The sequence below is a fragment of the Salinivibrio sp. IB282 genome (genome assembly GCF_001995685.1).
Classification (GTDB): Bacteria; Pseudomonadota; Gammaproteobacteria; order Enterobacterales; family Vibrionaceae; genus Salinivibrio; species Salinivibrio kushneri.
Genome location: NZ_MUET01000020.1, coordinates 39,068 through 51,320, shown reverse-complemented (window position 1 = coordinate 51,320; position 12,253 = coordinate 39,068). Strand labels below are relative to the sequence as shown.

Here is a 12,253-nt window from a genome sequence, read left to right as displayed (position 1 = left end):
CCATTATATAGTGGATGATAACTGCGGTAGAAGCGTTCAATAAAGCTGTCGAAATCTTTGAGCTATCCGGTTTGTACGTCAACCCAGTGTAAAAACGTCGCATGGTAATCAGAGACTAAGCCGACATCGTTCATGGACTGAGAGCGCGCCGGAAAACTCATCAGTGTATGATTGATGTCGTTATTGGTTATGTGTAAAAGCATGGAATTACGCGGATAAATTTCGCAGTGACAATAAATGACTTGGCGTGTTCAGGGAGTGAAAAAATGGCCAAAAATGTGGTGGTATTAGGTGCAGGCATGGTGGGCGTGTCGGTGGCGTGGCATCTTTTAAAGCGCGGGTACGAGGTTACTGTTATTGATAGGGTTGCGCCAGGGCAAGAGACCTCATTTGGCAATGCTGGGATTATTCAGCGCGAGGCGGTGAGACCTTATGCCTTTCCCCGCGATCTTGCCACCTTGTTGCGCGTGTTACCCAATCGTTCGGTCGATATCCGCTACCGTCCCACCAGTGTGATCCGCGCTGCGCATCCACTGTTGCAATACTGGCACTACTCCAGTGAGAGTAAATATAAAAAACTGGTGCCAGAGTACGCGGCGTTAATTATGCAATCTTTAGAGACTCACGAGGAGATGATTACGTCTGCTCAAGCAGGGTCATTGATCCGCAAAGAGGGTTACCTAAAATTATTCCGCACCCAAAAAGCTTTAGACGAAGAGTGTACGCGTGCCGCGTCAGACAGTGTCAACTATGGCGTTGACTATGAGATGCTAAACGCAGCACAGATCGCGGCGATGGAGCCAAGTTTAACGGCTTCGCTGGCGGGCGCGATCCACTGGAAACAACCTTGGACAGTGACCGACCCAGGCGCCTTGGTTCAAGCCTACGCCGACGATGTCATCGCCAAAGGCGGCGAGATAAAGCGCGCCAATTTGCAAGCACTCAAGCAGGAAGACGGACATTGGGTCATCGAAACAGATCACGCGCGTCTTCGCTCGGATCGGGTTGTAATGGCGATGGGACCGTGGTCATCTTACTGGTTGCGTCAGCAAGGCATAGAGGTACCTTTGTTCACCAAACGTGGCTATCACATGCATTATCAAGCTGACGCTAACACCCCGCTCAATCATTGGATTATGGACGCCGAAGTGGGTTATTTGCTCGCACCGATGCGCGCGGGCGTGCGATTAACCACAGGGGCAGAATTGACAGCATTGGATGCGCCAGTGAATGAACGCCAACTTAATGCCGCTGAACAGGTCGCCCGTTCGCTTTATCCACTGGGTGATCGTGTGGATGCGGCGCCCTGGAAAGGTGGGCGTCCTTGCCTGCCCGATATGAAGCCCATGATCGGCCCAGCGCCCGACCAAAAGGGATTGTGGTTGGCATGCGGTCATGGTCATCAAGGTTTTACCTTGGGCCCTGTGACCGGAAAATTGTTGGGACAAATGATAGATGAGGAACACACGGATATTGATATGCATCCGTATCGTGTCGATCGCTTTTAGTGGTCGATCGCTTTTAGTGGTCGGCTGCTGAGTTTGTCATCATTCCCACGCCATGAGGGATCGAAAACGCTGAAGTCGACGTAAACCCGTTTGCTTTACAGGCTAATACTGTAAGACAATGAATAGCTTGGCGAATCCTTTTTTGAGTGACAATGACGATAAATAGGGTTCAGCCATTGATGTGACGTGAACGTTTAGATAGGACCACTGATGCACCAGGCGTTTTTCTCCAAAACTAAGCCCGCCATTGTCGTGCGCGGCCCAGAAGATCAGTCATTTATCGCGCTACTCGAAGCTCGGCTGCGAGATCACGGCTGCGATGTGACTGTGATTGGCCCTGATGATCCAATGCCCGATTGGGATGCTGTGCAATTGATTAGCTGGGTGCCAGAGGGAGAGGCGCAAATGACAACCTTGCGCTGGTTGAGCGAGCAGTGCCCGTTTATTGCTTTAATGGCAAGTCAAGCGGCGGCTGATCGCGTGGCCGCGCTGAATGCCGGGGCGGAAGATGTGCTATCTGTCCCTATTGATATTGATGAGTGTATGCTGCGCACCGCGATTGCGATGCATCGCCGCCATGCCATGGTGGTGATCAAAGAGTCATCAGGCCAGCTGCAAGTTGATAATCTCTGGATGCACCAAGACACACACCAAGTCAGAGTGGATGACCAAGCGGTCAAATTAACACCCATACAATTCGAACTCTTGTGGCTTCTTGCGCAGCATAAAGATACTACGTTGAGTAAGTCACTCCTTTATCGTCAGGTGCTTAAAAAAACGTTTACGCCTGATGATCGCAGCCTCGATATGCATTTAAGCCGTGTTCGGAAAAAACTCGCTGACGCTGGACTGCCGCCTGAGCGCTTGCAAACCGACCACGGCAAAGGCTATTGCTTTATTTAATGGCGTTTAAGCTGAGCGTGACAGCGCAAGTCGCCAGCGTCCAGGGTGGGGGAGGCGTGGTAATAACAGTCCTGCGATCACAATGATAATGCCCACCACCTGAAGCTGGCTCACGGCTTGTCCCATCAAAAACGCGGTGACTACCGCGAACACAGGTACAAAGTTAAAGAATACGGCAGCATTAGCTGACCCCAAATGGCGCACACCGTTGAGCCAGAGTAAGTAACCAGCGACGGTACCCAGCACAGCGATATACAGGAGTTCGGAGACGGCCAGCGGACTTGCAGCCCAAACTTCGCCAAATGGATGCACGTTTGGTGTAAGAGCACACATGATACCAATCACAGTCGCGCCACTAAGCATGCCCAAAAACGTGTAGGGGATCACCGGCATCCAGCGGCCAATGCCTTGGCTGAAGAAGGTGTACGCACTCCATGCAAACATGCCAGTGAAAATCATCTGATCGCCTTGGTTAAAGTTTAATTGGCTGAGCATCTGCCATTGACCATTGGTAATCACCATGAGCACGCCCGATAAGCTCACCACCAAGCTGAAAACTTGCCCTTTACGCGGCAACGCACGAACCGCGATACAGGCGATAAGTGAGGTTACCAACGGGCTGAGCGCCATGATTAATGACCCATTGGTCGCTTGAGTATGCTCAAGTCCAGTAAATAGGCAAAGATTTAATCCACCAATCCCCACGGCGCTAACGGTGGTCGCCCACAGCCATTGTTTAGCACTGAGTGTGGGGACGCGGGTACGGGTGAGTTTGAGGTAGAAGCCTAAGCACATCGCGGCAACAGCAAAACGCCAAAATACCAAGGTCAGCGCATTCACTTCATTCAGCGCATCTTTACCAATCGGAAAAGTGCTGCCCCAAAAAAAAGCACATAAAATGAGAAGGGCAATGGCTTTCCACCGTGAAGCAGTAGTTGTCATAGCAAGACCTGACTTGTTGAGTGAGGTGCGCTAGTGTATAAGTTTCAAAATATGAATAAACCGGCAATATCAGAACGGTAGATTCCAAATATGAAACCTAGCTATTCGTTAGACGATTTGCGCTGTTTTTGTACTGTTGCGCAATTAGGCAGCTTTAAAGCCGCGGCGCAACAGCTTGCCATGCCGCAATCCACCCTCAGCCGTCGTATTCGCCAGCTTGAGCAGGATCTTGCCCTGCGTTTACTCAATCGCGATGCGCATCGTATCTCGCTGACGCAAACGGGCCGTCGCTATTTTGAACGCGCTGCGAGTCTTTTTAATGAGCTGAACGCTGTCAGTGATGAACTATTGAGCGAAAAACACCAGCCCAAAGGTAAGATTCGTATCAGCGCCCCTATTAATGCCGGTAAACAGTTTTTGCGCGCTGTTTTGTTTGATTTTATGTCTGCTTATCCAGAAATTCAGCTTGATGTGAGTGTTTCGAATACGCTCATCGATATTGAAGGCGAAGGGATGGATGTGGTGTTTCGGGTCGGCAATCCAGTGGTAGAAGATTGGATCGCACGGCCATTAACCGATATTCACTTTATTGTCTGCGCGAGTCCAGACAGTGATTATGGTCAGATTCAGTCGCCAAAAGAGCTGGTGGGTAAACCTGTCGTGCTGTGTCACCCAATGACCGTTTGGCAGCTAGAGCACGACACAACTGGTGACGCCTATGACTACCAAGCCACCACTGGCATTCGTGCTGAAGTTGACGAAATTCAAATGCTGACGCATGCCGTACAGGCTGGTTTCGGAATGGGCTACATTCCCGACTACTCCGCATTACCATTGATTGAACAAGGGACGTTACAGCGGGTGCTGCCTGAATGGCAAAGCCAAGCACGAACCCTGTTTTTGTTGTATCGCGATCGGGATCATGTACCGCTGCGGGTGAAACTGCTGGTGGAGTTTGTACTCGCGAGGTTTGTTGAAGGATGAAATCAGGCCACGATGTGTTGCACTGTGGCCTGATGTGGGAAGATTAGGCGTCGTGGTTTGTTTGGGTAGACACCCTATGTTCAGTTGGCGTCGGTGTAATCGCTTTGGCTAAAAATAGATACATCGCAGGCACTACGAACAGGGTGAATAAGGTACCCAACGTCATCCCACTGGCAATCACTAACCCCATGGCAAAACGGGCACCAGCACCTGCGCCTGAGGCAATCAAGAGCGGGATCATGGCGAGCACCGTCGCCGCCGTTGTCATCAAGATAGGGCGTAAACGGATGGCGGTCGCTTCTTCAATCGCCTCACGTTTGGTTCGTCCTTCTTGCTGAAGCTGATTGGCGAACTCGACGATTAATATCCCGTGTTTGGCAATCAGGCCGACGAGGGTGAGCAAGCCGACTTGGGTGTATATGTTCAGCGTGGTAAACCCGAGGCTGATAAATATCAGCGCGCCACAGACACTCATAGGCACGGTGACCAAAATAATGATCGCGTTTTTAAACGACTCAAACTGCGCCGCCAAGATTAAGAAAATCACGATTAAAGCAAAGAAGAAGGTCACGACCAGTTGCTGTCCTTCGCTCATAAACTGGCGTGACTGTCCGGCATAATCGACACTAAAGCCTGCTGGCAATTCTGTCGCTGCAATCTCTTCGAGCACACCCAGCGCTTCCCCCAAGGGAACACCAGGGCGCGGTACACCAGAAATTTTCACCGCATTCAGCTGCTGAAAACCGCGTAATGCTTGGGGCTGCACACTTTCGTCCAAGGACACTAACGTTGATAGCTGAACCAATTCACCGTCTTGGTTGCGAGTGTAGAACTGGCGCAATTGTTCTGGCGTGAGACGTTCATTACGCGCCACTTGGGGGATCACCCGGTATGAGCGGTTATCCAGTGAAAAGCGTCCCGCATCCGCACCAGATAACAGTGAGCCCATATCCGCGGCAAGCTGTTGCATGCTCACGCCCATCAAAGCAGCCTTTTCACGGTCGATGTTGACCGTTTGTTTGGGGCGGTCAATGCTCAGATCGGTATCGACGAAGATAAACCGCCCCGTTTGCATCGCTTTGCCCACGATATTGTTCGCCACTTCATTAATCGCTTCAAAGGGTTGTGTTGAACCGATAATAAATTCAACCGGCGTCCCGCCGCCCGGAGACGGTAGTGAAGGGGGCACCAAGGCAAAGCTGCTTAAGCTCGGTTGGCTGTCCATAAAGGGTTGGATTTCGGTTTCCAAGATCGCTTGGGTACTGCGCTCTCGCTCATCCCATGGTGCGAGTACAATACCGGCTATTGCGTTGTTGGTGCCGCCAGAGCCATTGATAATAAAGACGTTGTCGATTTCTGGTACATCGTCAATCAGTCGGTTTAATTCGTCGGTACTGGCAGACAACGCATCCAGTGTGGTTTGGCTGTCGGCTTCGAGAATGGAGAACACAAACCCTTGGTCCTCGGCGGGTTCAAGCTCAGAGGGACTGGTGATAAACAAGAAATAGCAAGACACTAAAACAATCGCGCCAAACGTGAGGATCACCGCATTGGTATTCAACAAGCTATGGAGTGTGCGTTGGTAGCGATGATGTAGTCGGTCAAACTGCTTGTCCAGCCAATGCTCAAGGGAGCGATCTTGGGTCGCTTTGTCCGCTTGATAGGGCTTGAGGACATAGGCACACATCATGGGCGAGAGCGTGAGCGCCACCACGCCGGATAAGATCACCGAGGCGGCGAGGGTAAAGGCAAATTCAACAAACAGTACCCCGGTTAAGCCACCAACAAAGCCGATGGGCAGGAATACCGCGACCAAGGTGGTCGACATGGTGATAATCGGCCACGCCAGTTCGCGCGCGCCCTCCAGCGCAGCTTGTGTTCGGCTTTTGCCTTCTTCGATATGGCGGTGCACGTTTTCAAGCATGATAATCGCATCATCGACCACCACACCGATTGCAAGTACCATGGCAAGCAGTGTCAGTAGGTTAATGGAAAACCCTAGCAGCCACATTAAAAAGAAGGTGCCGATAAGCGATACGGGGATCGCGACCGCAGGAATAATCACTGAGCGTAACGACCCCAAAAAGCCGTAAATCACAAACACCACGATGGCTAAGGCGAGAATAATCGATATCACCACTTCGTCAATGGCGTTATCAATATACTCGGTTGAATCATAGGCGATATAGGCCGATAACCCTTGAGGCAATTGGGTGGTAATGTCGGCATCCCACACCTGATTCACCGCCTCAATCACATCCAGCGCGTTGGCATCTGGCGAGACTTCGATGCCGATAAAAGTGGCATCGAGCCCGTTAAAGTTCACCGACGTTTGGTAACTTTCGGCGCCGAGCTCAACGGTCGCCACATCACTCAAACGCACAACAGATTGGCCATCACTGCTGATCACCAAATCTTCAAATTGCTTAACGTCATGAATGTCGGTGGCGGCGTTCAAATCAATCGCCACGTCTTGCCCTTTGGTGCGCCCCAGCGTAGCAAGCACATTATTGCTGCGCAGGGCGGCAATCACATCCGTACCGGTGAGATCGTAAGCGGCCATTTTGACCGAGTCGAGCCAGATCCGCATCGCAAAGCTACTGGCACCTAACACATCAGCACGCTGCACACCGGGAATCGTCGACAGCTGTGGCTCGACCACCCGGACCAAGTAATCGGTAATTTGATTGTCAGTGAGGACGTCAGAGTAGAACGCGAGGTACATAGCCGCGACTGTTTCCCCCACCTGCAGGGTAACGACGGGCTCACGGGCATCATCAGGCAGCTCAGAGCGCACCTTATTCACCTGTGCGGCAATCTGCGTGAGTGCTTCATTCGGGTCGTAATCAAGGCGTAAATAGGCCTCGATGGTGCTCACACCGGCAGTTGAAGTCGAGACTAAGTAATCAATCCCTTCTGAGGCAGCGATTTCACGCTCCAGCGGCGTGGTGATAAAGCCTTGAATCAGGTCGGCATCTGCACCGATATAAGTGGTAGAGACACTGACCACWGCATTTTTGATCTCGGGGAATTGACGCACATTCATGTCGGTGATGGCGCGTAAGCCGAGCAAGATAATGAATAGGCTCACTACGGAGGCCAAGACGGGTTTCTTGATAAAGACGTCGGTAAATCGCATCGAATCGCTCCTATTGATTCACAACGTTGGGATCAAGATCTTCGCTCGGCTGAACACGCTCATTGTCACTGATCTTGATGTTGCTGCCGTTACGGAGCTTGAGGAGGCCGGAGGTAACGATACGGTCACCGGGTTGAAGGCCGTCTTTAATCACAATCATGTCACCGCGGCGCGCGCCCGTTTGCACAAAGCGCTGTTGTACCGTCAATGCATCGTCTTGCTCTTGGATCACGAAGACTGCGTTGCCATACGGATTAAATTGAATCGCGCTTTGTGGTGCCAGCAAGACATTTTGCGTTTCTTCACCTTGATCAAGGCTCACGCGTGCGAACATACCTGACCGTAAAACGGCATCTGGGTTGTCAAAGGTGGCTTGAATATCAACACTGCGACTCGACGGCGTCACAACCGGCGAAATCGCAGTCACTGTGCCGGTAAAGACCTCGTCGGGCCGCGCGCTAATCGTGGCAGAAACGGTTTGGCCATTTTTCAGCGTGCTGAGCTGCTGCTCGGGCAGGGTAAAGTTTAGGTGAATCGGGGTCACTGACGTGAGTGTCGCAACCGCTGTCCCCGGGGACATTAATTGGCCAAGACTGACGTCTCTGATCCCAATGATGCCGTCGAAAGGCGCGGTTAATGACTTTTGCTCAATGCGCGCTTTTTGGCTGTCGACAGCGGCAATCGCTTGTTTGGCTTCGCTTTCTTTGCGCTTTAGCTCGGATTCAGAAATGTTTTTGTCTTTAAACAGCCGTTGATAGCGTCTTAACTCAAGTTGAGCAAGCTCTGCCACGGACTCGAGCCGACGTAATTCTGCTTCATCAACGCTGGCATCTAGCGTGAGGAGCAGTTGTCCCTTTTTCACCGACGTCGCATTGTCGAACAAGATATTGTTGACGATGCCGCTTGCCTCGGTGGTTAGCTGGGTGTCATTAATGGCCGCAAAACTACCAATGGTGGTTTGTTGTTCTCGCCAAGGATGGGTTGAGACTGTAGTGGCCGTCACGGTGACCGTAGGGGCAGGCATGTTGTCAAAGAATTGGTTCATAAAATGGTTGCCTACTGCTTTGTAAGCAAAAATTCCCNATAAAAATCCCTGAAAAGAGTTGCTATCACCACCCTTGGCTAACAAGTACAGACGAAGGCGCAAAAGGTCGATTAAACCAATAACAAATATCGAATTGACCAATACAAACCTTATCACTGTTTGGTTCATTAATTGCGAGTAAATTGATGATCTTGTGGTATGACGCAGCTTAACGTTATCTGTCAGATAAAATAAGGAGAGAGTGGATGCTATTAAATGCAAACAGTACGGTGGACGAAGCCGCGCTACGTGCCATGGCGCATATGCCAACGCGCAGTTTGCCGGTGCTGGTGGATAACAGCTTCAGCCAAAAACTGACCGATGCCGATTTGATGCGCATTGCGGTGTTGTTAGCCCAAAAAAGCGCGGATGAAGGAGGCTGCCCCATCGGCGCGGTGATTATTGACAATGAGACACGCCAAATTGTGGGCAAAGGACATAACACCTTGGTGCAAGACAATCACCCCTACAACCATGGTGAAACGGCCGCGATACGTGATGCTGGGCGAATCGACTTCAGCCAAACAACCTTGTTTACCAGTTTAAGCCCATGCGATGTGTGCGCGACATTGATTACCATGCGCGGTTTTTCTCGCGTGGTGGTGGGGGATGTCACCAGTGCGGGCGGTAACGAGACGATGCTGCAAGAAAAAGGGGTGACGGTTGATGTGCTGGAAGATCCGCAGGGCATTGCGTTGTATCAGCAATTTCGATCCGAGTACCCCGAACAAGAGCTAGAAGATTGGCAAGGTGTAAGTGCCGTCAAAGCACGTTTAGCCAAGCGTGAATGAGAGGAGAATGACATGGATGTTGCAATAGGTCCGACAACGGATGCGAAGTACAGCCAACGGCTGACCCAAGAGAATATGGCCCTTTACTACGAGGCGAGGAATATCGCTTGGGATCCCCAGCGGTTTATGGAAAGTTGGCGAATATTTGATAACTATGAAATTCGCCATGAGCGAAAGCGTTGTGGCGTGATTCGTTTGAAGTCAGACGGTGCAACGCTTTTTATCCGTGATTTGCAGATTGAGCCGAGTAAGCAGCGGCAAGGGATCGGCCGCGAGGCCATCACTTGGGCGATGGCTTATGCGCAAACGTCTGGCTATGCGCAGTTAGCGTTGCGTGTCTTTGCAGAAAACCCAGCCGTTTCATTGTACCAAGCGCTGGGTTTTGTGGAGACAGGGCGCAGCCGAGATGCGGTTCTCACGCTTTCGTTGTCTTTAAGCGCAACGTCCGAATGAACAACAAGGCGCTTGAGTATGTCGATAGATTGGGTCACGTTGATAAACAATTATCTAATGTCCGCTAAGTAACGAAACGGTGGCCTATCAATAACCTGATGAAACCTTTAACATTTTTAACACAACCCATACAACCTTGACGAAAAAAAGCGCAAACAGTTGCGTATCGATAAAAACAAATGGAAATGAGACTGATTGTTGTTTATGTTCCAGTGAGTTCAAATAATCGTTAGCTACAGGAAGTCTCATGTTGAAGAAACACCCCCTTGCCGTTTTTGTGGCTGTCGCGCTGTCACCCCTTACCAGTGCAGCTGCAACCAACCCGACAGAACCCGTTGATGAAGTCTATGTGGTTGAAGGCCATCAGGCACGTTTTAAGGCTAATAGCAACGAAACGGCGATGCGAATGGATGTCAGCCAACTAGAAACAGCGGGCCAAGTGGCTGTGATGGATCAAACGCTGATTCAAGAGCAAAACGCGACCACGTTAGGGGATGTGTTGGTGAATGACGCCAGCATTGGTGTGGGCGGTACGGACCGTAATCGTGAGATTTTCTCGCTTCGCGGTTTTGAACTTGATACCGGAACAGGCTACCTGCGTAATGGCCAGCAGCAATGGTCTTATTATCGCCATCCTGTTGAGCTGATGGAACGCGTTGAGGTGTTAAAAGGGCCAGCAGGTTTGCTCTATGGCAAGTCCGCACCGGGCGGTCTGGTGAATATGGTCACCAAACGACCAACAGCTGCGTTCCAAGCGTCAATCAGTCAGAAAGTCGGTACTAACGATTATCAACACACCGTCGCCGATGCGTCGGGTTCTCTCAACGAGAGCGGCACCTTACGTGGTCGGATGGTGCTATCGAAACAAAGCGAGGGCTCATCACGTCGCTATGTAGATGGCAGTGAACCTGAGCTCGATCGCCAAGTCGCAGGCTTGATGCTTGATTATGACATCACCCCCGATACCCAACTTTCTCTTCATTATGATCGCGTGATTGATGACAGTAACAGCGATAACGGCGCTAATATTATTAATGGTCAACCGCAACTGGGTAGCCAATTTATCTGGGAAGCGCCTTGGTCGTTCATGGACATTGATGTCGAGAACTACGGAATCGATATTGTCAGCCAATTAACGCCGGATTGGAAAGTCAAAGCCGGCTACAATCGTCAAGATTACGAGCGCCACTATCATGAAGGGTTTGGAAAGCGTGAAACCTACAACGCCAATAACCAATCGTTTAAGTACTTTGCTATGGATCGTCACGACAATTGGGTATTGGATACGGCTTATATTGATGTCACCGGTGCATTTCAGTTCGCCAATATCGGTCACCAAGTGCTAATTGGCTCCAATGCGCTGCGTAATGACTATGTCAGGCAGCGTGTGAAGAAGGAAGACCAAACTGCCATAGTTGGCGGTGCGTATCCAGAGCCAAATATCCATTATAACACAGTGCCCCCAAGTGATTATGAACCCACCGATTCAATTGGCTTTTACGCGCAAGACTTAATGACATTGAATCCACAATGGCAAGTGCTTGCAGGGCTTCGCTACGATCGCGAAGAGAACGAAACCGATACCTATTATAACCTGCTACCGAAAGCGGCGGTGATGTATCACCCAACCCCCGAACAAACCCTATACGTGACCTATTCCGAGAGCTTTGAGCCGAAAAACCCGGTTAAAGGCGAAAAGGATATTAACGAAGGTATGGCGCTTGATCCGGTAAAAGGAAAGTTGTACGAGCTCGGTTACAAGCAAGCGTTACTGAACGATCAAGCGTTATTCAGTGCTGCCGTGTTCCAAATTGAGCAAGAAAACAAAGTAGTGAAAGAGACGATTACCGGACCAGGCAACCTTACCTCACGCACCACACAATTAGGTAAACAAACCCATAAAGGGGTAGAGCTAAACTTGGGCGGCCAGGTGACCGATAGCTGGTCACTGCATAGTTCTGCAACCTACTTGCATGCACGGACCGAAGATCCCGTTGACCCTAAGCATGACGGTAAACAGCCTGCCGATACACCCGAGTGGGGCGCCAGCATTTGGTCACGTTATGATGTCGATAACCAAACCTATGTGAACGTAGGTGCGCGTTACGTCGGTGATCGTTATGGCGATACTAAAAATACCTATCATAAGCCAGGTTACACCACAGTGAATGCAGGTGTCGGCCACACGGTAYAAACCAGTGAACGATCTGATCTAAAACTCACGGTGAATGTTAAAAACCTCTTCAACGAAAGCTATCTCGCTGGTGGTGTACAAAATAAAACCACGTTGGGCGAAGAGCGCAAAGTCGTCCTCGGCGCGTCATTACACTTCTAAATTCACACCTCATTAATAACAAGGCTCAGCACCGCTGGGCCTTTTTGCGTTATCGCCGCCATATCGACTTAAGTTGAATAGCGCATGCTCGATGACATGCTACGTTGATCTAGT

At 50.6% G+C, this 12,253-nt stretch carries 10 protein-coding genes; 6 read left to right on the top strand and 4 right to left on the bottom strand.

The features are described 5' to 3' along the window. Positions 1–62 precede the first annotated feature (62 nt). Positions 63–203 (bottom strand): hypothetical protein, encoded by a 141-nt coding sequence (locus BZG14_RS15665; RefSeq protein WP_198532027.1) that lies wholly within the window; start codon positions 201–203, stop codon positions 63–65. A 63-nt stretch (positions 204–266) separates the two neighbouring features. Here BZG14_RS15665 and BZG14_RS06560 point away from each other — a divergent pair, with 63 nt between their 5' ends. Both BZG14_RS06560 and BZG14_RS06555 read left to right on the top strand, forming a co-directional pair. After that, positions 267–1,508, top strand: coding sequence for an NAD(P)/FAD-dependent oxidoreductase (locus tag BZG14_RS06560; RefSeq protein WP_077486175.1), 1,242 nt, complete (start codon positions 267–269; stop codon positions 1,506–1,508). 210 nt (positions 1,509–1,718) lie between these two features. Next, the gene (locus BZG14_RS06555; protein ID WP_077486176.1) at positions 1,719–2,411 is read left to right on the top strand and encodes a winged helix-turn-helix transcriptional regulator; all 693 of its coding nucleotides are present in this window, start codon (positions 1,719–1,721) and stop codon (positions 2,409–2,411) included. A gap of 6 nt (positions 2,412–2,417) precedes the next feature. On the opposite strand, the gene BZG14_RS06550 is transcribed toward BZG14_RS06555, so the two are convergent. Then, positions 2,418–3,353, bottom strand: coding sequence for a DMT family transporter (locus BZG14_RS06550; protein WP_077608295.1), 936 nt, complete (start codon positions 3,351–3,353; stop codon positions 2,418–2,420). 90 nt (positions 3,354–3,443) lie between these two features. On the opposite strand from BZG14_RS06550, the gene BZG14_RS06545 reads away from it, so the two are divergent. After that, a complete protein-coding gene (locus BZG14_RS06545; protein WP_077457102.1) occupies positions 3,444–4,337 on the top strand; it encodes a LysR family transcriptional regulator in 894 nt (297 codons plus the stop codon). Positions 4,338–4,380: 43 nt separating this feature from the next. On the opposite strand, the gene BZG14_RS06540 is transcribed toward BZG14_RS06545, so the two are convergent. Then, positions 4,381–7,476 carry an efflux RND transporter permease subunit gene (locus tag BZG14_RS06540; RefSeq protein WP_077608294.1) on the bottom strand — a complete coding sequence of 1,032 codons (3,096 nt, stop codon included), beginning with the start codon at positions 7,474–7,476 and terminating at the stop codon, positions 4,381–4,383. Positions 7,477–7,486: 10 nt separating this feature from the next. Beyond that, positions 7,487–8,521: an efflux RND transporter periplasmic adaptor subunit gene (locus BZG14_RS06535; protein WP_241824629.1), complete on the bottom strand. Its 1,035-nt coding sequence runs from the start codon at positions 8,519–8,521 to the stop codon at positions 7,487–7,489. Positions 8,522–8,766: 245 nt separating this feature from the next. On the opposite strand from BZG14_RS06535, the gene BZG14_RS06530 reads away from it, so the two are divergent. The 3 genes from BZG14_RS06530 to BZG14_RS06520 all read left to right on the top strand — a co-directional run bounded on the left by BZG14_RS06530 (position 8,767) and on the right by BZG14_RS06520 (position 12,139). Next, complete coding sequence (locus BZG14_RS06530; RefSeq protein ID WP_077608292.1) at positions 8,767–9,351, top strand: nucleoside deaminase; 585 nt, start codon at positions 8,767–8,769, stop codon at positions 9,349–9,351. Positions 9,352–9,363: 12 nt separating this feature from the next. Then, positions 9,364–9,804 (top strand): GNAT family N-acetyltransferase, encoded by a 441-nt coding sequence (locus BZG14_RS06525; protein ID WP_077608291.1) that lies wholly within the window; start codon positions 9,364–9,366, stop codon positions 9,802–9,804. Positions 9,805–10,051: 247 nt separating this feature from the next. Then, positions 10,052–12,139, top strand: coding sequence for a TonB-dependent siderophore receptor (locus tag BZG14_RS06520; protein ID WP_077608290.1), 2,088 nt, complete (start codon positions 10,052–10,054; stop codon positions 12,137–12,139). The last annotated feature ends 114 nt before the right edge of the window (positions 12,140–12,253 follow it).